Genomic DNA, 19,183 nt, shown 5'->3' with positions numbered 1-19,183 from the left:
CACCGCAGCGTCGCCCTCCAGCGCGCGGCGCCCCCGAAACCCGCGATCGTGCGGGCCCCACCTACGTGCGCGTTGCCCGCGCCAGAAAGCGATCACATGCCGCACACCTTCCGACCCGGACTCGAGCACGTCATGGCGTACCGCGCGGGGAAGCCCGCGCCCCGCACGGCCGATGGCCGCAGCGTGAAGCTGTCGTCGAACGAGAACCCGTACCTGCCGCTGCCGTCGGTGGCGCACCGGCTGACCGAGATCCTCTCCGCGTCGATCTCGCGCTATCCCAGCATCGCCGCGCCCGAACTCACCGAGGCCCTGGCCTCGCGCTTCGGGGTGACCGCCGACAACATCGCGCTCGGTTCGGGATCGGTGGAGGTGGCCGCGCAGTTGATCCACGCGCTCACCGCCCCGGGTGACGAGGTGCTGTTCGCGTGGCGCTCGTTCGAGGCGTATCCGATCCTGACCCGCGTCGCCGGGGCCGTTCCCGTGGAGGTGCCGCTCGACGGGGCGGCCCGTCACGACCTCGACGCCATGGGCTCGCGGATCACCGATCGCACGCGCCTGATCTTCGTCTGCAACCCCAACAACCCGACGGGCACCGTGGTGAGCACGGCGGAACTCGATCGATTCATGGCCGTGGTACCGGAAGACGTGCTCGTGGTCATCGACGAGGCGTACGTGCAGTTCGATCGGGATCCCGACTCCCCGAACGGCATCGAGGCATTTCGCCGGTATCCGAACATCGCGGTGCTGCACACGTTCTCGAAGGCGTACGGGCTCGCCGGTTTGCGGATCGGGTACGCGATCGCGTCGCAGCAGGTCACCGAGGCGCTGAGGAAGGTCGCCGTGCCGTTCGCCGTCTCACAGCTGGCGCAGGAGGCGGCCTTGATATCGCTCGCCTCCGAGGCCGAACTCGAAGCGCGGATCGACGAGCTCGTGAGCGAGCGCGATCGGGTGACGGCCGGCCTGCAGGCCGCCGGGCTCGAGGTCGTTCCCTCGCAGGCGAACTTCGTCTGGCTCCCGCTCGAGGAGGCCAGCGCCGCGGTCTCCGCGGAGTTCGAGCGCCACGGGATCTCCGTGCGGTGCTTCCCGGGCGAGGGGCTTCGGATCTCGATCGGCACTCCGGCGGAGAACGACGCGGTGCTCGAGGCCGCCCGAGCGGTGCGGGCCTAGTCCCGCACGCGCCCGCGACGCCGCGTCAGCGCGCCGCACGACCACAGCGCCCACAGCACGAGCAGGGGCTGGAAGATCAGGCGGATCCCGCGGGCGGCGTCGCTCGTCAGCCCGAACGCGTCGGTGCGCGTGACGAACTGCGAGATGTTGCCCGGGAAGATCGCGATGAAAAACGCCGCGACGATCCAGCCGACCGGGATCCGGAACCGCCCGAGCGTGACGAGCGCGCCCCCGAGCGTGATCTCCACGATGCCGGAGGCGATCACCACGAAGTCCTTGTCGGCCGGCACCCAGTCGGGCACCTGCGCCTGGAACTGGCCGCGCGCGAACGTGAGGTGCGAGATGCCCGCGAACAACAGGAACACCCCGAGCACGATGCGAGCGACGTGCTGTAGCGGCGTCGCCCGAGGCGGCGGGGCGGTGGCGGCGCGCAGCACGCGGCGGGTCAGGGGTGCGGGATCCGGCATGGTCAACCTCCTGGGTGCGCATCGACGCGCGCGTCGCCTCCGACGCTAGCGCAGCCACCTGCGTACGCGGCCACGACGGTCGGAGATCGGGTCGACGGGCCGTGATCTGCGCGTGCGCGCCCCTGCGGTAAAATTGGCCCAATGACCGCTCCCTCGCCCGACGCCCAGCAGACCGTCGAGGGAACCCCTGGCACCGAGGGCGTCGATCCCGCCGATCTCGAGCTCGCCCTCCGCGTCATCGCGTCCGTGCACGATCTCCCGGCGGATCACCCCGACTTCCTGGCGGTCCGCCGCGCCACCTCGTCGATGTTCAAGGCCGTCAAGCTGAACCGGCGGCGGGAGAACCGCGAGGCCATCGCCTCCGCCGACCGCGCCGTGATCGCGGCGACGGCGACGGGCGCCCCCGACCGCATCGATGACGAGACGCGCGGGATCCCGCTCGCCGCAAGCGCTAGCGCCCCGATCGCCGGCGAGCTCATCAAACCCCGCAACTGCTACATCTGCAAGCAGCCGTACACGGTGGTCGACGCGTTCTACCACCAGCTCTGCCCGAGCTGCGCGGCCTTCAGCCACGGCAAGCGCACTGCCCGCACCGACCTGAGCGGCAAGCGCGCGCTGCTCACGGGCGGCCGCGCCAAGATCGGCATGCACATCGCGCTCCGTCTGCTGCGCGACGGCGCGCACACCACCATCACCACCCGCTTCCCGCGCGACGCCGCCCGCCGCTTCGCGTCCCTCCCGGACGCAGATGAGTGGCTCCACCGGCTGCGCATCGTCGGCATCGACCTGCGGGATCCCGCGCAGGTGATCCGCCTCGCCGACTCGGTCGCGAGCCGGGGCCCGCTCGACATCCTCATCAACAACGCGGCGCAGACCGTGCGGCGCTCCCCCGGCTCCTACTCCTACCTCGCGGACGCGGAGCACGAGCCGCTGCCGGACGGCCCGATGCCCGAGATCGAGGTGCTCGGCAGCACGGCGCAGGTGCACCCGCAGGCGCTCGAGGCGTCGGTGGGCGAGGCGGCTCCGGATGCGTCGGCGCCGAGTGACTTGGCGCCGAGCGATTCGGCGCAGGGCAGATCCGTGCTTCCGGGCACCCATGCCGGCACCACCCTCGCCGGCACCATCGCCGAGGGTCTGGCCCAGAGCCTGAGCGCCGACGAGCTCAGCTCGCTCGCGATGACGGCGGGATCCTCGTCCCTCACCAAACACGCCGACGGCACGGCCATCGACGCCGGGGGCCTCGTGCCCGACATCGCGCACGTCAACAGCTGGGTGCAGCACGTGCAGGAGGTCGATCCGCTCGAGATGCTCGAGGTGCAGCTCTGCAACACCACCGCGCCGTTCCTGCTGATCAGCCGGCTCCGCGCGTCGATGGTCGCGTCGGGTGCGCGGCGCACGTACGTCGTGAACGTGTCGGCGATGGAGGGGCAGTTCTCCCGCCGCTACAAGGGTCCGGGGCACCCTCACACGAACATGGCCAAGGCGGCCCTCAACATGCTCACGCGCACGAGCGCCGAGGAGATGCTGACGACCGACGGGATCCTGATGACCGCCGTCGACACCGGGTGGATCACCGACGAGCGTCCGCACTTCACCAAGGTGCGGTTGGCCGAGGAGGGCTTCCACGCGCCGCTCGATCTCGTCGACGGCGCCGCGCGGGTGTACGACCCGATCGTCCGCGGCGAGGCGGGCGAGGATCTCTTCGGGTGCTTCCTCAAGGACTACCGGCCCAGCCCCTGGTAGGGGTGGGCTGCGCTGATCGGGCGGCGTGGACGCCGCCACTCGCGACGGAGATGTCACCCCTGACGGAGCCTCCGCGCCCCGTGCGTCCTGAATGTCTGAAATCCCCTGGATGATTGGCATCTGGCCCCCGAACGAACCCCCGGCGATCGGTAGGCTGGAGGCATGAGCAACGCCGCGCCGGTGATCGTGATCGCACCCGATTCGCTGAAGGGCAGTTGCACCTCCCCGGAGGCCGCGCAGGCGCTTGCTGCCGGGGTTCGCTCGGCGCTCGGCGACCGGGTCGAGATCCGCACGATCCCGCTCGCGGACGGCGGCGAGGGCACACTCGACGCGCTGGTCTCCGCGTGGGGCGGGCGGATCGCCGAGGTGCCGACGACCGACGCGCTCGGCCGCCCGCAGACGGGTCGCGTGGGATTCGCGTCGCGGGGCGGACAGGCGAGCTCGGCGATCATCGAGACCGCGGACGCCAACGGTCTGCCGCTCGTCTCCGATGAGCCGCTGCACGCGCTCGACGCGGACTCCGCGGGGGTCGGCACGCTGATCCTCGCGGCACTCGACGCCGGGGCGACCGAACTGCTCCTCTGCCTGGGCGGCTCGGCCACGAGCGACGGCGGCGCCGGCATGCTGCGCGCCCTCGGCGCCCGCCTCCTCGATGTCGCGGGTCAGCCGGTGGCGCCCGGGGCGCGGGGGCTCGCGGATCTCGCGCGGGTCGACCTGAGCGAGCTGGATCCGCGCGCGCGCGCCGCGACCTGGCGCATCGCCTGCGACGTCGACAACCCGCTCGTCGGCGAGCGCGGCGCGGCCGCCGTCTTCGGACCGCAGAAGGGGGCGACCCCCGCCGATGTCGCGGACATCGACGCCGGGCTCGCGAACCTCGCGGGGGTGCTGGTCGCGGCGCTCGCGACGCTCGCGACGGACGATGCGCACGACGCCGAGGACGCAACCTCCGCGCAGGAGCACGCGGCGCAGTCAGTGCACTCGGAGCACTCGGAGCACGCGGCGCACTCGGAGCACGCGGCGCTGACCTCGCGCGCGGGACTCGGCGCCGCGGGCGGCCTCGCGCTCGGCCCCGTCGCGCTGTTCGGCGCCGAGCTGCTGCCCGGTGCCGACCTCGTGAGCGACGCCGTGGGGCTCGCCGAGGCACTCCACGGGGCGGCGCTCGTCATCACCGGCGAGGGCCGCTTCGACACGCAATCGCTCGACGGCAAAGTGGTGTCCCAGGTACTGGCTGAGGCCGGGGACACGACGCCCGTCGTGGTGATCGCCGGTTCCGTGGGCCTCTCGGCCGAGGCGACCCGCGCCGCGGGGGTGACTGCGGCAATCTCGATCGCCTCCGGGCCCGCCTCGCTCGAGGAGCTCCAGGCCGACTGCCTCGAACTGCTCGCCGAGGCCGCGGCTCACGTGAGCGCGCTGCTCACCGCGCTTCCGCGGCCCCTGCGGTAGGGCGCGACCTTGCCAGTTGCGGTGAGCCGCCGCGAGGCCAGCAAGCAACACCCCGCAGCACCAGTCAGGCGCCGCGCACGATCCGGTCGGCGATCGCCGCTCCCAACTCCACCGTCGTCGCTCGGCCGCCGAGATCCGGAGTGAGCACCCCCTGCTCGGCCCCGGTCAGGAGCACCTCCTCGATCGCCGCGAGCACCGCGGCGCCCGCCTCCGCCTCGCCGAAGTGGTCGAGCATCATCGACGCCGACCAGATCTGTCCGATCGGGTTCGCGATCCCGCGACCGGCGATGTCGGGGGCCGACCCGTGCACGGGCTCGAACAGGCTGGGGAAGTCACCCGCGGGATTGATGTTGGCGCTGGGCGCGATCCCGATGGTGCCCGTGCACGCCGGACCGAGGTCGGAGAGAATGTCGCCGAAGAGGTTGCTCGCGACGACCACGTCGAAGCGGTCGGGATGGAGCACGAAGTTCGCGGTGAGGATGTCGATGTGCGACTGGTCCCAGGCGACCCCGGGATGGCGCTCCGCCGCGGCCCGCACCCGCTCGTCCCAGTAGGGCATCGAGATCGAGATGCCGTTGCTCTTCGTCGCAGAGGTCAGATGCTGCCGGGGTCGACGCTGGGCGAGGTCGAACGCGTACTCCAGCACGCGGTCGACGCCGATCCGGGTCATGATCGTCTCCTGCAGCACCAGTTCGCGCTCCGTGCCCTCGAACATGCGGCCGCCGATCGACGAGTACTCGCCCTCGGTGTTCTCGCGCACGACGACGAAGTCGACGTCGCCGGGTCCGCGGCCCACGAGTGGACTCGCGACGCCGGGCATGAGGCGGCAGGGACGCAGGTTGATGTACTGATCGAAGGAGCGGCGGAACTGCAGCAGACTCCCCCACAGCGAGACGTGGTCGGGCACAACATCGGGCCACCCCACGGCGCCGAAGAAGATCGCGTCGAACCCGCGCAGCTGCTCGAACCAGTCGTCGGGCAGCATCTGCCCGTGCTCGAGGTAGTAATCGGCACTCGCGAAGTCGAAGTGCGTGAACGCGAAGTCGAGTCCGAAGCGCTCGCGCACGGCCTCGAGCGCCCGGAGGCCCTCGGGGACGACCTCGCGTCCGATGCCGTCGCCGGCGATCACTGCAATGCGGTGGGGGGAAGTCATGGGGCCCTCTCTGGTCGGGGGATGGTGCGGGTGGAGGTCGGGGATGGTGTTGGCGATGGCAAGCGGCAGTTCGGGCGAGGGTCGGCGCGGGATCACCCCGCGCTAGACGACCTGTCGGATCTCGGGGTAGTGGCACGCCACCAGGCTGCCGTCCGCCGCGGGCGCCGGGTCCGGCACCTCGGTCGCGCACCGCTCCGTCGCCTTCCAGCAGCGGGTGCGGAATCGGCAGCCGCTCGGCGGGTTCACCGGGCTCGGCACGTCGCCGCGCAGCACGATGCGTTCCCGGGCCCGCTCAATCCGTGGGTCCGGGATCGGCACGGCCGAGAGCAGCGCCTGCGTGTACGGGTGCTGCGGCCGGGTGAACAGCTCATCCACCGGCGCCGATTCGACGATCTTGCCGAGGTACATCACCGCGACGTGGTCGCTCAGGTGCCGTACGACGGAGAGATCGTGCGCGATGAAGACGTAGGTGAGCCCGAGCTCCCGCTGCAGATCGCTCAGCGTGTTGAGCACTCCCGCCTGCACGCTCACGTCGAGCGCGCTGACCGGCTCGTCGAGCACGATCACCTCGGGCTCGACTGCGAGCGCTCGCGCGATGCCGATGCGCTGGCGCTGGCCTCCGGAGAACTCGTGGGGGTACCGATTGGCGAAGGCCGGGTTCAGACCGACCATCTCGAGCAGCTCCTGCGCCCGGGCGCTGCGCGATCCGCTGTGGAGCCCGTGGATCTCCAGCGGCTCGGTCAGAATCGAGCGCACCGTCATACGCGGGTCGAGGGAGGCATAGGGATCCTGGAACACCATCTGGATCCGACGGCGCGTGCGGCGCAGTTCGGCACCGCGGGCCCGTTCAATCGGCACACCGTCGAGCTGAATGGTGCCCTCGTCGACGTCGTGCAGCCGCACGATGGATCGGCCCAGCGTGCTCTTGCCGCACCCCGACTCTCCGACGATGCCGAGTGTGGTGCCGCGCTGCACGGTGAAGCTGACGCCCGAGAGCGCGTGGACGGTCCCGGTGCGCCGGCGCAGCGCGCCCCCGCGGACGGGGAACTCCTTCACCAGGTCGCGGACTTCGAGCGCAGTGCTCATCGTGCACCCTCCATTCGTTCGGCCCGCACGTCGTCGAGTCGGAGGCAGGCCGCCAGGTGGTCGTCGGCGATCCGATGCAGCGGCACCTCATGGGTGTCGCAGAGCCCAGAGACGGCGAACGCGCAGCGCGGCGCGAACCGGCAGCCGGGGGGCTGCCGAGTGGCCTCGGGCGGTGTGCCCGGGATCGAGTAGAGCGGCTCGGAGCCCGCGTCGATATCGAGTCGGGGCATGGATCGCAGGAGACCCAGCGTGTAGGGGTGCGCGGTCTCGTAGAAGATCGGTTCGACCGGCGCCTCCTCGGCCTTCCGACCCGCGTACATCACGAGCACTCGGTCGGCGAGGCCCGCAACCACACCGAGGTCGTGGGTGATGAGGAGCATCGCGGAACCGGTGCGCTCCTGGATCCGGCGCAGCACATCGAGCACCTGCGCCTGCACGGTGACGTCGAGCGCCGTCGTCGGCTCGTCCGCGATCAGCACATCGGGATCGTTCGCGATGCTCATCGCGATCATGATGCGCTGCCGCATGCCCCCGGAGAACTCATGCGGGAACTGGTCCACCCGCTGCTCGGGCGATGGGATGCCGACGGTGTCGAGCAGCTCGATCGCCCGTGCGCGGAGCTCGGCACGCGGAAGCTTCGGGTCGTGCACCCGCACCGCCTCGGCGAGCTGGTCCCCCACGGAGTGCACGGGGTTGAGCGCCGCGAGCGCGTCCTGGAAGATCATCGCGATCCGCTTGCCCCGGATCTCGCGGAGCTGCCCCTCGCTCCGACCGAGCAACTCCTCACCGCCGAGCCGGATCGAACCGGTCACGGTGGCCGCTTTCGGCAGCAGACCGAGGACCGCCATCGAGGTCACGCTCTTGCCCGACCCCGACTCGCCCACCACCCCCAGCGTCTCGCCGGGGAACAACTGGAAGCTCAGTCCGTCGACCGACGTGGCCGTGCCGGCGTCGGTCGAGAAGGTGATGGACAGATCGGTGACCTCGAGGATCGGCTCTGCATCGTGCGTCATGCGGGCTCCCAGCTCAGTGTTTCGCGTGCGGGTCGAAGGCATCCCGGAGCCCGTCGCCGATGAAGTTCACGGCCAGCACGGTGACCAGGATGAACAGGCCGGGATAGATCAGCAGGTGCATCTGCGGGGTGCCGAGCAGCCCGGCGGCTTGGCTGAGCATGTTGCCCCAGCTCGAATCGGGTGGCTGCACCCCGAAGCCGAGGAAGCTCAGCGTCGACTCGGTGATGATTGCGGCGGCGACGGAGAGCGAGACGTTGACCGCGATCACCCCGGCGAGGTTCGGCAGCATGTGCCGCACCAGCACGCGGACGGGGGATGCGCCGAGCACCACGGCCGCGTCGACGAACTCCTTCTCGCGCAGCGAGAGCACCTGGGAGCGCGCCACGCGGGCGATCACGGTCCAGCCGAGGCCGCTCAGCACCAGCACGATCGTGATCGGCGAGGTGCCGAGCCCCTGCAACGCGAGCGCGAGCACCGCGATGGCCGGCACGATGAGGAAGAGATCGACGATCCGCATGAGGAGTTCGTCCACCCAGCCGCCGAAGTAGCCGGCGACCGAGCCGACCGCGACGCCGAGCGCCGTGGACAGCAGCCCCACGCCGAGACCGACCGAGAGCGATATCCGACCGGCGTACAGGAGCTGGCTGAAGAAGTCGCGGCCCAGGTCGTCCGTGCCGAGCCAGTGCTCGGCGCTCGGGCCGGTCGAACCGAGGAGGAGGTCCTGGAAGTTCTCGGGGTACGGTGCGAGGAACGGCGAGCCGTAGCAGGCGATCGCGAGCAGCAGCAGGACGATCAGGCCCGTGACCGCCAGGCGATGGCGGAAGAAGCGACGGCGGATCTGCGTCCACTGTGAGGTCGATTCGGTGGCCACCGGAATCACGGTGGTGCGGGGTCTCATCATCGCAGCTTCACTCTCGGGTCGAGGAACGCGTAGCTCAGGTCGGCCAGCAGGTTGAAGACGACGATCGCGAGGGCGACCAGGAGCATCCACGGCAGCAGCACGAAGGCGTCTCCGGCCAGGAGCGAGTCGAGCAGAAGCTTGCCCATGCCCGGGATCGAGAAGATCTGCTCCGTCACGACGAGGCCGCCGAACAGCACTCCCGCGTCGAGCAGCACCACCGTGATGAACGGCGCGAGGGAGTTGCGGAGGGCGTGCCGCACCACGACCTGGCGACGCGGCACCCCCTTGGCCCGCGCCGTGCGCACGTACTCGCTCGAGAGCGCGTCGAGCATCGACGCGCGGCCGAATCGGCTCCAGCTCGCGACGAGGGTGATGGTGAGGGTGGCGACCGGGAGCACGAGATGTCGCAGGTAGTCCCAGTTCAACCCGGAGCTGCCCACCGAGTGGAGCCCCACGAAGAAGAGCGGCGGCTCGGAGGCTCCGAGCGACTGCACCGGCCACACTCCGAAGACCTGGATGAGGAGCAGCCCGAACCAGAAGGCGGGGAGCGCGATACCGAGGTACGACGCCGCGGTGAACACGTAGTCGGCGACGCTGTACTGCTTCACCGCCGAGTACGCCCCGACGGCGAGCGCGATGAGCGAGCCGATCAGCACCCCCCAGAAGATCAGCTGCAGGGTGGGCCACGCGGCCGCCCCGATCATCGGGAGAACCTCACCGCCCGTCCGCGAGCTGATCCCCCAGTTGCCCGAGAACAGTCCGCCCAGCCAGAGGAAGTACTGCTCCGGAATCGACCGGTCCAGGCCGAGTCGGGTGATCTCCCGTTCGACCACCGTCGGGTCCGGGGATTGACGGAGCTTGCCGAGCGGATCGAACGCGACGCGGACCGCCCAGAAGAGCAGGAATGATCCGACGAGCACGACGGGGATGGAGTACGCGAGTCGTCGCAGCGCGTAGCTAAACATGCGTCCTCCATCCCCTCAGCTCAGCGCGCACCGCTGGTGGGTGGTCAGCCAATGGTCCACTCTTCGAGGTTCCAGAAGGGGCCCTCGGAGGGATTGATCGCCACGGGCCCGCCGATGCGCTCGCTCGTCATGAGGATGTTCGGCACCGTGGCCACCGGGATGCCCGGGATCCCCTCGGCGATGAGCTTCTCGGCCTCGAGCGAGGCCTCGCGGCGCACCTCGGGGTCGACGCTCCGCTCGACGGTGGTGAGGAGCTCATCGAGGCCCTCGATTCGCGTCCGAACGAAGTTGATGCCGGAGTAGCCGTTCTCCGCGCTCGGGATCGCGCTCTGCGTGAACGATGCGGCGAGCGCCGGCTGCGGCGTCGTATCGATGATCGTCCAGAGACCGAGGTCGAAGTCCCCCTCGGGCGCGAGCTTCGAGAAGATGTCGGCGCCGGTGGCATTCGCGATCGTCAGCGAGAATCCCGCGTCCTTGAGCTGCGCCTGCAGCACCTGCTCGGTGAGCTCGCGTCGTTTGTTCCCGGCGTGCGACGTGACGCGGAACTCGGCGACCTGGTCGCCCTTCGCCCACACCCCGTCGGCGTTCTTCGCCCAGCCGTCGCCCGTCATGAGCTCGTCGACCTTGTCGAGGTCGAGCGTGTACTGGGAGAACTCATCCGAGGCGAAGTCACCGTTCAGCGGGGTGAGGAAGCTCTGCTGGGCCTCGCTCACACCGAGCTTGCCGTACAGCCGCTCCACGATGGCCGGGCGGTCGATCGCGAAGGCGAGCGCCTGGCGCACGGCGACGCTGTCGAAGGGCGCGGCCTCGTTATTGACCCAGAGCGCCTCGAGATTGCCCGATGCCGGATCGACCTCGATGTTCGTGTTCGGCACGCCGGCCTCGATCTGGCTCAGTGCGTCGAGCTGCGGGGTCGGGTAGAGCGCCTGCACCTGCCCGCTCTTGAGCGCTTGGAAGGCCGCCGCGGTGTCGGTGATGAACTGGAAGGTGACCTGACTGAGCTTGGGCTGTTCGCCCCAGTAGTTCTCGTTCGGGACGAGGGTGACCGACTCGCCCTTGGTCCAGGCGTCGATCTTCCACGGGCCGCCTGAGAAGTCGTAGCCGTCCTTCATGATCGCGGCGCGATCCTGCCCCTCGAGGAGGTGCTGCGGGAGGAGCGAGTAGTCACCGCTGAAGAGCACGCGCCAGTTGCCGTACTCCTCGCTCATCGTGACGACCGCGGTCTTCTCGTCGGGGGCCTCGATGGATTCGATGAGCGCGTAGCCCGTCTTGTCGAAGATGTCGTCGCCGTCCCGGATCTCGAGTCCGGTGTAGACGAAGTCGGCTCCGGTGATCGGCTCGCCGTCGGACCAGACCGCTTCGGGATTGATCTGGTACGTGATGACCTGCTTGCCGTCCCCCCGCACCTCCACGGTCGGTTCGCCGGCGAGCAGATTCGAGGCGACGAGCTGCCAGCTGCCGTCGACCTCGCGGGTGTCGAACGCGCTCGGCAGCGTCGGGGTGCGCATCGTGTACGAGCCCCAGATGTTGCCCGCGCAGGTGGCGATCCAGTCGGCGCAGTCCGGCTCCTGCTCCGCGCCGATGACGAGCGTTCCGCCCGCGGCACCGGTGCCGGAGGCGGATTCCGTCGCCGTACCGGAGCTCGCGCACCCGCTCAGGCCGATGGCGAGTGCCGCGACGGCTGGCAGGAGCAGACGCCGGAGCCGTGGAGTGGTTGCCCGGGTCGGTGGGGCGAAACTCGTCATTGCAGTTCCTTCCTTGGTGAAGCCTCGTTGCGTTCTCGGTCGCGAATTCCGCGGAATCCGATGCCGTGCTCATCACCGTAGTTGCGAATGCGTGAGATAGCAAGTCTTATCGTCAATCTCATTGACTATGTAATCGACTTGAAACTTTCCCTTCATCTCCAAGCGGACTATCCTGGGGTGCACGACGCCAGTTCAGGCAAGGAGTTCCGTGACCGATCCCAGTAGCTCGACCCCCGGGGACAGCACCCCGCAGGCCCCGAAGGTCGTGAAGACCCGGCGCAAACGGGACTCCCTCAACCGCGAGAACATCATCGCTGCCGCCGAGAGCATCGCCGTTCGCGACGGGCTCGACGGGCTGACCTTCCAGTCGCTCGGCGACGAGCTCGGCGCGCACCCGACCTCGATGTACCGGCACTTCAAGGACAAGGACGAGCTGGTGCTCGCCCTGATCGACTCGCTGCGGGATCGGTCCTACCTCGGGGCGCTCGTCCCGACCGGATCCTGGCGCGAGGACCTCCGCCTGGCTGCGCGGGTGGTGCACGACCACTACCTGCGCTATCCGCAGCTCGCGCAGCAGATGGCCGCCCGCACCACACGCCTCCATCGCGAGTTCGTCAATATGGAGTTCATTCTCCGCTCACTGCTCGACGCGGGCTTCGGCCCCGATGACGCCCTCCGCTACGAACGGGTCTTCGGCAACTACGTGCGGTCGCTCTCCAGCATCGAGGCGGCATCGCGCTCGCTCCCGGAGGACGTGCAGCGCGAGGACGAGCTCGCCTGGCGGCTGCAGTTCGAGCAGCTCGAGCCCGGGGACTTCCCCGCCATCAGCAGCATCGGGCGACCGCCGCTCCGCATCGGGGATCCCGACACCTTCGACATCGGGCTCGAGCTCCTGCTCGACGGGCTGCAGCACCGCGCCGACGCGCTCGCCGCGGAACGCGAGGCGTAGCCGCCCACGCCGATCGAGCGTGGCGCCGCCGAGTCGGACTCACCACACGGGTTCCGGCTCCGGCGTCCGGCCTCCGCTCACCCCGCAGTCGACCAGCGCTCTCCCCGCCGCGTACGCTCCGCGAGCTCCACCATGCGGTGCTGCCAGATCTCCTCGCCGGCCAGCCCGTCGGGCTCGTGCCCGGCGTCGAACCACTCGAGGAGCACGTCCCCGCCGTCGGCGCGCAGACGATCGGCGTAGTTCTGCGCCTGCGTCGGAGGAGTGCGTGTGTCGCGAGCGCCCTGGCAGAGCCAAGCGGATCCGGTGACCTCGCTCGTGTAGGTGATCGCGGAGAGCTTCGCGCAGGCCTCCTCGAAGCTCAGTCCGCGGTTGCTGAGCACCCGCTCCCACACGGGTCGCAGCGCCGCGTTCATCTCGGCGAACGCGGCAGCCCAGTCCGCCATCGCCACGATCGCGAACCCGCCGGCGAACAGCTCCGGCAGGCGGCCCAGGGAGAGCAGCGTGAGATGCCCGCCGTACGAGGGACCGGTGATGAAGGTCGATGCGGGATCGGCGGCACCGAGCTCCCGCAGCCGTTCGATGGCCGCGCGGATGTCCGCGATCTCCCGATCGCCGTGCTCCTCCCAGAAGCCCTCGCGGAAGTCCCGGCCGAACAGCACGGATCCGCGGAAGTTCACCGCGGCGACCGCGTAGCCCTCGGCGAGCCAGGCCTGCGCCTCCGGCGAGTAGGCGTCCGAAGTTACGAGATTCGGCCCGCCGTGGACGATGAGGATCGTGCCCCTCGGCTGCCCTTCCGGGAATGCCGACCAGAGCTGCACGCGTGTGCCGTCGGCGCTCGTCACCATCTCGGACGAGAAGCCGCGACCCGCGGGAACATCGGCGGGAGCGATCACCGTCCGCACGGCACCGTCGAGGGCCACCTCCACCAGTCCCGGCGGACGATCCCACGCCTGCTCCACCGACAGCACCCGACCGTCGCCTCCCAGGTACGACTGTGTGTAGTAGGCGTGCTCCGCCGCGACGTCGGGGGTCGCGTAGCTTCCGTCTCCCTCGCGAACGACCTCGACCGAGCCGCTCGCGGTGTCGAGCAGCAGGAGTCGCTGCACGCCGTCCTCGACGTGGAGGAGGAGCACCCGATCCTGCGCCGGCGACCAGTCGAGGGGCAGCACATCGCCCGTGAACTGCGGCAGGTCGAAGTCGATCCGCTCACCGGTGAGGGGCGACCAGATCGCCGGCCGCGCGAAGCCGCTGCGCTCGGTGTTCAGCAGAACGCGCTGATCCCCCGGCACCGGGGAGAACCTGACGGCGCGGATCGGCCCAGCGGGGAGGTCGTTCGCCACGGCCACGATCTCGCCGCTCGCCACGTCGATCACCGTCACGGCGGTGCGGCGCCAGCCGGGATTGTGGTCCGTGGAGTCGATCGAGGCGAGGGTGCCGTCCGCGGATGCGCGCCCGTACCACCCCTCGTGCTCGGACTGCCAGATCTCCCGCGCCGGCCCCCACGGGGCGGCCGGCACCGCGAGCAGGTGGAACCCGTCGTCATCGACCGCGGTGATGAGGAACTGACTGCCGTCGGCGGAGAATTCCATGCCGCGCACGACGTAGGGGGCGCGCCCGGGGGTGAGTTCGATGCGCTCCGTGCCGTCGATCGATCGGACGACGAGCCCGCCTACCTCGGAGCCGCCGTCGTCCTCGAGCACCACGACCCCGTCGCCGTCCCGCGTCGGCAGCGTGCTGTAGCCCACGGGGAACGGGAGCTCCTCAGACCACTCGGCGTGACCGGGCTGCGCGCGCGACCGCCAGATCCGCCCCCGCGCATCCTCGTGCTGCACCTCGACGACGAGGGCGGTGTCGGGGTCCCCCGCCACCGGTTTGATCGTCATGAGATGCGGGGTCCGGAAGTGCGCGGTCCACTCGGGGGCGTCCGCACTCCGGACACCCTGCGGCGTGAGATCGTCGGTCATTTCGTGTCCTCTTCTTCCTCACTGAGTATCGATGAAAGGTCGCGCGATGGCGAGGCCTGCAGCCGAGTGATCAGCCCCGCGAGCACCTGGGATCGCTCGACGACGGAGCCGAGGTGCACCCACTCGTGCGGCGCGTGCGCCCCGTCTCCGAGGGGTCCGAGCCCATCGAGTGTCGGGATCCCGAGCGCGGCCGTGAAGTTGCCGTCGGAGCCGCCCCCGACCTCCGTCCCCTCGAGCGGCGCATGACCCAGATCATCCGCGACCTCCCTCGCGAGATCGTAGAGGCCCTGGGCGAGCTCGCGCTGGAGCGGAGGGCGGTTGATGCCGCCGGAGATCGTGAGGCGCGCGCCGGGATCCACCGGGACCAGCCCACGGATCCGCGCGTCGATGCGCTCGAGCTCCGCCATGGACCACGCCCGCACGTCGACGTGCACCTCCGCGTGCTCCGGCACGGTGTTGACGGTGGTGCCCGCGCGGGACACGGTCGGCGTGACGGTGGTGCCCAGGGCGGGTTCGGTGAGTGCGGCGAGCGCGAGCACCTGGTGCGAGAGCTCCGCGATCGCGCTCACCCCCTTCTCCGGGTCGAGCCCCGCGTGCGCCGCGCGACCTGTCACATCGAGGCGGTAGATGCTCGCTCCCCGACGCGCGACTTTTACGGCACCGCGCAGGCTCGGTTCGCCGATCAGCACGGCGTTCGAGCGCAGAGCCGCCGCCTCGATGAGCGGCCTCGACGTGAGCGAACCGGTCTCCTCGTCGCCAGTGAGGAGCACGGAGACCGAGTCCAGGACCGCCGATCCCCGCAGCAGCTCGAGCGCCCCGATCGCCGCGACGATCCCGGCCTTCATGTCGAAGGTGCCGGGCCCGCTCACCCGCTCTCCGTCGCGCGTGTAGGGCATCCGGGTGAGCGTGCCGACGGGCCACACGGTGTCCATGTGCCCGAGCAGCAGCACTCCCGCGTCGTCCGGGGCGCGCCACGACAGGTGCTCGACTCCGTCGACGACGTCTCGGGTGCCGGGGCGCCCGAGGAGCGGCGCAACCCAGGAATCGACGAGGTCGAAGCACGCACCGATCCCGGCTCGATGCCCGGTCGGGGACTCGATCTCGACCAGTTGGCGCAAGCGGGCCTCGGCGGCGAGCCCGGCGTCGGTGCCGGCGTCGGATTCGCCGGAGGTCACGGCACTGCCGGCGCTCACGCTGCGTCCTCACGCTCTGCCAGGAACGCCAGCAGTTCTTCGGCGACCCGCTCCGGCGCCTCCTCGGCGAGGTAGTGGTCGGCCGAGATCTCCGTGCCTCGCGCATGTTCGGCGTACGTGCGCCACACGTCCACCACGTCGAAGTTCGCGCCGACGTAGCCGTGCGCGCCCCAGAGCGCGAGCAGCGGCATCGCGAGTCGGCGGTCGGCGAGGTGATCTGCGCGATCGTGCTCGAGGTCGACCGTGGCGGCCGACTGGTAGTCGGCGGTCGAGGCCTCGATGGCGCCCGGGCTCAGGAAGCACCGCTCGTACTCGGCGTAGGCCTCGGGGTCGATGGGCCTGCCTCCGGCGTTGCGCCCGGTGAAACGGCTGCGGAGCCAGGTGCGGGGGTCCGCAGAGATGAGGGACTCCGGGAGCCCGTTCCTGAGCGCGAGGAAGAACCAGTGGAAATACGTCGAGGCCATCGCACGGTCGACGTGATCGAACATGTGGAGGGTGGGGACGATGTCGAGCACCGCGAGGCGGTCGACGGCTTCGGGTGCATCCAGGGCGAGCCGATGCGCGACCCGGGCGCCGCGGTCGTGACCGACGACCGCGAAGCGGTCGAAGCCGAGGGAGTGCATGAGCGCGTGCTGATCCCGCGCCATCGCGCGTTTGGCGTAGGTGGAGCCATCCGGAGCCGGAGCCGGCTTGTCGGAATCACCGTACCCGCGCAGATCCGCGAGCACCACGGTGTGATGCTCCGCGAGCCGCTCCGCGACCGGGTGCCACATGCGGCTCGTCTGGGGATAGCCGTGCAGCAGCAGCACGGGTGCGCCGCTGCCGCCCACGCAACCCGAGATCCGCACCCCGGCGTGCTCGCTTCGGACGGGAGTGAGCTGGAGAACCACGGTGCGACCGCCCTTCGATGCAAATTCAGTAGTCAATACCTTAGACTATCGGAATTGCATTCTCGCGCAAGAGGCCCGGCGACGCCTGCGGAGCACCGGCCGAGTGCGGACGAGCCTTCGGCCGAGGGACGGCCCTGCGTTCGCACCGCTCCGATCGCCAGGATCCTCGGCAGGCGCTCAAAGCTCGCGCTGAATCCCGTGTGCGACAATGCATGCGAGCGGATCCTCTGGCGATCCGTTGAACGATGGATGACCGGCCGGGGGCGGCAGCATGACAGAACGACGCGGCAAGCAGCAGCGAGGGATCGCCACCCAGACCGCTCTCATCGAGGCATCGGCGCGCGTGTTCGCGCGTATGGAGTACGACACGGCCAAACTCAAGGACATCTCGGAGGAGGCGGGGATCAGCCTCGGCTCCCTGTACTTCCACTTCGGCAACAAGGACGACATCGCGAGCGCCGTGCTCGACGAGCAGCAGACCCGCATGAAGACCGTGCTGTCAGCCGTCGCCGAGGCGCCGCACGAGCACGCACTGGCCCAGCTCCTGTCGCTCATCGACGAGATGGCGGCGCTCATCGCACGCGACGCGATGGTCCAGGCCGGGATCCGGCTCCTGAACTCGCTGCCCGACGAGCTCCAGGCGCGGGGGTACGGCGACTACGTCAGCTGGCAGGAGATCACGCAGGAGATCATCGTCGCCGGGATCGCCGACGGTTCCGTCACGTCGCCGCGTCCGGCCGAGGAACTCGCGGAGATCCTGAACGAGGTGTTCGTCGGCGCGCAGGTGATGTCGGGCATGCGCGACGCTTGGGCGTCACTGCCCGATCGCATCACGCGGGTCCGGCCGCTCCTGCTCGAGCTGTTCGCGCCCACCGGCACCCGGTAGGCGCGAGCCGCCTCTCCTCGACTCAGTCGAATCAATCCGGCGGGTCGAGGGTGATCTGCGGGCCGACGACCTCGTCGGGGTGCAGGAGCCGTGCACCGTCCTGCTCGCCGTCATCGGCTTCGTCATCGGCTTCACTGCCATCGGACCGGGTCGACGTCGCCGGCCCATCCGGTGCCGCGCCGCCCTCGTCGCTCCAGTCGGAGCCGACGCGATCGTCTCGCGCCGGGTCGCTCTCGACGTCCGGAGCCGCATCCGGCGAGGTGCCCCGCTCGGGATCCGCTTCGGTGTTGCGATCGGTCATGGTCGCTCCCTTCGTCGGTCTGTGCAGACGCGTTCGCGTCGGTGCTGCTCGCATCAGTGCTGTTCGCATCAGTGCTGGCGAACACTCCTCACGCTACGGGAGCGGCACCCGAGCTGCAGGGGGTTGCGCCCGCGACCGTCAGTCGGGTAGCCCCCGCGCGACGTGATCCCGCAGCTCGATCGCGACATCCGAGCCACCCTCGAGCGTGAGGCGATCCCGCATCTGCACCACCTGCGGCTCGGCCACGAAGCCGCCCGCGAACAGCGCCTGCCCCTGCGAGAACCCGGTGACGCGGCTCAGCAGTTCGGCGGGCGCGTACCCGAACACGCGCGCGAGCTCGGCGAGATCACCCGGAGAGCTGAGCTTCATGAGCCCGAGGTTGTCGCACTGCGAGAGCGCGTTCGGGTGCACCTTCGACGGCCGCTGGGTCGACATGAGCAGCCAGAGGCCGTACTTCCGCCCCTCCGCCGCGATCTGCACGATCCTCTCGGTGAGCAGCGTGTCGACCGCCGTCACCGGATCGGGCGAGCACAGGTTGTGGGCCTCGTCGATGACGATGAGGCGGCCGATCCGGTCAGCGCGGCGCTCCCACAGGTGGTCGAGCACCGCCAGCGCCGTCGCCTTCGGCTCGAGCGGCGTCGAGAATCCGCCGAGGTCGACGACCGTCGCGTCGGCCCGGTCGTCGATGAACTCGATGACGGAGCGGTGGCGGCCCGCCCACAGATCGAGGTCGGCGAGGCCGAGATTCTCGAGCCGGATCGCGATCTTGCGGTGCACCGGATTGCCGCTCGCGCGCAGCCAGTCCGCGAGCGGCTCCTGCAGACCCGCCAGCACCTCGGGCTCCATCTTGATCATCGCGTTGAACTCGTCGGCGTCGCGCAGCGGATCGATCTGGAGGAGCGCGGCGCGGGAGATCAGCGGCATGCTCAGAAAGCGCACCTTGAGCGGATCCTCCGCGGTGTGCGGCCGCAGCACGCGCACGCTGCGGGATCGGAGCTCCGCGGCGTCGGCCTCGGAGGCATCGGCGCGCAGCTCGGAGAACCGCACGAAGTCGGAGTTGGGGTCGAGGATCACGAGCGGCAGACGGGTGTGCAGCAGCACCTGCTCGAGCAGCACGCCGAGCGCGTACGTCTTGCCCGATCCGCTCTGCCCGCACCAGAACGTGTGCCGGTTCATCTTGGACGCGGTCACGAGACCGGGCCCCTCCGCATCGATGCGCGTCCCCACCCTGAGCTGCATGGCTCCATGCTAGGGGCGAGGCGGGTCACGATCTAGTGCTGGTGTGCGTGGGGAGCGGGGCCGCCAGGGCTTCGCTAG

17 protein-coding genes are annotated in these 19,183 nt (G+C 70.1%); 5 read left to right on the top strand and 12 right to left on the bottom strand.

All coding sequences use genetic code 11. The features are described 5' to 3' along the window. Nucleotides 1-96 precede the first annotated feature (96 nt). Entirely contained in the window at nt 97-1,167 is a 1,071-nt protein-coding gene (gene hisC, locus MUN76_RS10470; protein WP_244684511.1) for a histidinol-phosphate transaminase, read from the top strand. Here hisC and MUN76_RS10465 read toward each other — a convergent pair. Then, the gene (locus MUN76_RS10465; protein WP_244684509.1) at nt 1,164-1,634 is read right to left on the bottom strand and encodes a DoxX family protein; all 471 of its coding nucleotides are present in this window, start codon (nt 1,632-1,634) and stop codon (nt 1,164-1,166) included. The genes hisC and MUN76_RS10465 overlap by 4 nt on opposite strands. A gap of 141 nt (nt 1,635-1,775) precedes the next feature. Here MUN76_RS10465 and MUN76_RS10460 point away from each other — a divergent pair, with 141 nt between their 5' ends. Then, on the top strand, nt 1,776-3,377 hold the full coding sequence (locus MUN76_RS10460) for an SDR family NAD(P)-dependent oxidoreductase (RefSeq protein ID WP_244684507.1): 1,602 nt from the start codon (nt 1,776-1,778) through the stop codon (nt 3,375-3,377). A gap of 162 nt (nt 3,378-3,539) precedes the next feature. Continuing rightward, nucleotides 3,540-4,820: a glycerate kinase gene (locus MUN76_RS10455; RefSeq protein WP_244684505.1), complete on the top strand. Its 1,281-nt coding sequence runs from the start codon at nt 3,540-3,542 to the stop codon at nt 4,818-4,820. Between the two features lie 64 nt (nt 4,821-4,884). On the opposite strand, the gene MUN76_RS10450 is transcribed toward MUN76_RS10455, so the two are convergent. From MUN76_RS10450 to MUN76_RS10425, 6 genes are all read right to left on the bottom strand, one after another. After that, nucleotides 4,885-5,973 carry a tartrate dehydrogenase gene (locus tag MUN76_RS10450; protein ID WP_244684503.1) on the bottom strand — a complete coding sequence of 363 codons (1,089 nt, stop codon included), beginning with the start codon at nt 5,971-5,973 and terminating at the stop codon, nt 4,885-4,887. A 102-nt stretch (nt 5,974-6,075) separates the two neighbouring features. Further along, nucleotides 6,076-7,059: an ABC transporter ATP-binding protein gene (locus MUN76_RS10445; RefSeq protein WP_244684501.1), complete on the bottom strand. Its 984-nt coding sequence runs from the start codon at nt 7,057-7,059 to the stop codon at nt 6,076-6,078. Then, the gene (locus tag MUN76_RS10440) at nt 7,056-8,072 is read right to left on the bottom strand and encodes an ABC transporter ATP-binding protein (protein WP_244684499.1); all 1,017 of its coding nucleotides are present in this window, start codon (nt 8,070-8,072) and stop codon (nt 7,056-7,058) included. Before MUN76_RS10440 ends, MUN76_RS10445 begins: the two co-directional genes overlap by 4 nt. Nucleotides 8,073-8,085: 13 nt before the next feature. Then, nucleotides 8,086-8,970: an ABC transporter permease gene (locus tag MUN76_RS10435; protein ID WP_244684497.1), complete on the bottom strand. Its 885-nt coding sequence runs from the start codon at nt 8,968-8,970 to the stop codon at nt 8,086-8,088. Next, on the bottom strand, nt 8,970-9,938 hold the full coding sequence (locus MUN76_RS10430) for an ABC transporter permease (protein ID WP_244684495.1): 969 nt from the start codon (nt 9,936-9,938) through the stop codon (nt 8,970-8,972). Before MUN76_RS10430 ends, MUN76_RS10435 begins: the two co-directional genes overlap by 1 nt. 44 nt (nt 9,939-9,982) lie before the next feature. Beyond that, a complete protein-coding gene (locus MUN76_RS10425; RefSeq protein WP_244684493.1) occupies nt 9,983-11,683 on the bottom strand; it encodes a peptide ABC transporter substrate-binding protein in 1,701 nt (566 codons plus the stop codon). Between the two features lie 208 nt (nt 11,684-11,891). On the opposite strand from MUN76_RS10425, the gene MUN76_RS10420 reads away from it, so the two are divergent. Continuing rightward, the gene (locus MUN76_RS10420) at nt 11,892-12,632 is read left to right on the top strand and encodes a TetR/AcrR family transcriptional regulator (RefSeq protein WP_244684491.1); all 741 of its coding nucleotides are present in this window, start codon (nt 11,892-11,894) and stop codon (nt 12,630-12,632) included. Nucleotides 12,633-12,709: 77 nt separating this feature from the next. Here the strand turns inward: MUN76_RS10420 and MUN76_RS10415 are convergent, their stop codons facing one another. The 3 genes from MUN76_RS10415 to MUN76_RS10405 are packed head-to-tail and all read right to left on the bottom strand — an operon-like array spanning nt 12,710 to nt 16,715. After that, nucleotides 12,710-14,596 (bottom strand): S9 family peptidase, encoded by a 1,887-nt coding sequence (locus MUN76_RS10415; RefSeq protein ID WP_244684489.1) that lies wholly within the window; start codon nt 14,594-14,596, stop codon nt 12,710-12,712. Then, nucleotides 14,593-15,789, bottom strand: coding sequence for a M20 family metallopeptidase (locus MUN76_RS10410; protein WP_244684488.1), 1,197 nt, complete (start codon nt 15,787-15,789; stop codon nt 14,593-14,595). Before MUN76_RS10410 ends, MUN76_RS10415 begins: the two co-directional genes overlap by 4 nt. Continuing rightward, nucleotides 15,786-16,715 (bottom strand): alpha/beta fold hydrolase, encoded by a 930-nt coding sequence (locus tag MUN76_RS10405; RefSeq protein ID WP_244684487.1) that lies wholly within the window; start codon nt 16,713-16,715, stop codon nt 15,786-15,788. Before MUN76_RS10405 ends, MUN76_RS10410 begins: the two co-directional genes overlap by 4 nt. Before the next feature lie 235 nt (nt 16,716-16,950). On the opposite strand from MUN76_RS10405, the gene MUN76_RS10400 reads away from it, so the two are divergent. Continuing rightward, the gene (locus MUN76_RS10400) at nt 16,951-17,565 is read left to right on the top strand and encodes a TetR/AcrR family transcriptional regulator (protein WP_244684486.1); all 615 of its coding nucleotides are present in this window, start codon (nt 16,951-16,953) and stop codon (nt 17,563-17,565) included. 31 nt (nt 17,566-17,596) lie between these two features. Here the strand turns inward: MUN76_RS10400 and MUN76_RS10395 are convergent, their stop codons facing one another. Both MUN76_RS10395 and MUN76_RS10390 read right to left on the bottom strand, forming a co-directional pair. Continuing rightward, nucleotides 17,597-17,866 carry a hypothetical protein gene (locus MUN76_RS10395; RefSeq protein ID WP_244684485.1) on the bottom strand — a complete coding sequence of 90 codons (270 nt, stop codon included), beginning with the start codon at nt 17,864-17,866 and terminating at the stop codon, nt 17,597-17,599. Nucleotides 17,867-18,004: 138 nt separating this feature from the next. After that, nucleotides 18,005-19,105 carry an ATP-binding protein gene (locus MUN76_RS10390; RefSeq protein ID WP_244684484.1) on the bottom strand — a complete coding sequence of 367 codons (1,101 nt, stop codon included), beginning with the start codon at nt 19,103-19,105 and terminating at the stop codon, nt 18,005-18,007. Between the last annotated feature and the right edge of the window lie 78 nt (nt 19,106-19,183).

The sequence above is a fragment of the Leucobacter rhizosphaerae genome (assembly GCF_022919175.1).
GTDB classification, from domain to species: Bacteria; Actinomycetota; Actinomycetes; order Actinomycetales; family Microbacteriaceae; genus Leucobacter; species Leucobacter rhizosphaerae.
This window is presented reverse-complemented; position numbering and strand designations above follow the sequence as displayed.

Bases quoted from the DNA above. Each gene is read 5' to 3' on its own strand.
- MUN76_RS10390 (WP_244684484.1), bottom strand. From the start codon at position 19,105: ATGCAGCTCAGGGTGGGGACGCGCATCGATGCGGAGGGGCCCGGTCTC.
- MUN76_RS10440 (WP_244684499.1), bottom strand. From the start codon at position 8,072: ATGACGCACGATGCAGAGCCGATCCTCGAGGTCACCGATCTGTCCATC.
- MUN76_RS10395 (WP_244684485.1), bottom strand. From the start codon at position 17,866: ATGACCGATCGCAACACCGAAGCGGATCCCGAGCGGGGCACCTCGCCG.
- MUN76_RS10400 (WP_244684486.1), top strand. From the start codon at position 16,951: ATGACAGAACGACGCGGCAAGCAGCAGCGAGGGATCGCCACCCAGACC.
- MUN76_RS10435 (WP_244684497.1), bottom strand. From the start codon at position 8,970: ATGAGACCCCGCACCACCGTGATTCCGGTGGCCACCGAATCGACCTCA.
- MUN76_RS10415 (WP_244684489.1), bottom strand. From the start codon at position 14,596: ATGACCGACGATCTCACGCCGCAGGGTGTCCGGAGTGCGGACGCCCCC.
- MUN76_RS10460 (WP_244684507.1), top strand. From the start codon at position 1,776: ATGACCGCTCCCTCGCCCGACGCCCAGCAGACCGTCGAGGGAACCCCT.
- MUN76_RS10430 (WP_244684495.1), bottom strand. From the start codon at position 9,938: ATGTTTAGCTACGCGCTGCGACGACTCGCGTACTCCATCCCCGTCGTG.
- MUN76_RS10450 (WP_244684503.1), bottom strand. From the start codon at position 5,973: ATGACTTCCCCCCACCGCATTGCAGTGATCGCCGGCGACGGCATCGGA.
- MUN76_RS10425 (WP_244684493.1), bottom strand. From the start codon at position 11,683: ATGACGAGTTTCGCCCCACCGACCCGGGCAACCACTCCACGGCTCCGG.
- hisC (WP_244684511.1), top strand. From the start codon at position 97: ATGCCGCACACCTTCCGACCCGGACTCGAGCACGTCATGGCGTACCGC.
- MUN76_RS10445 (WP_244684501.1), bottom strand. From the start codon at position 7,059: ATGAGCACTGCGCTCGAAGTCCGCGACCTGGTGAAGGAGTTCCCCGTC.
- MUN76_RS10465 (WP_244684509.1), bottom strand. From the start codon at position 1,634: ATGCCGGATCCCGCACCCCTGACCCGCCGCGTGCTGCGCGCCGCCACC.
- MUN76_RS10455 (WP_244684505.1), top strand. From the start codon at position 3,540: ATGAGCAACGCCGCGCCGGTGATCGTGATCGCACCCGATTCGCTGAAG.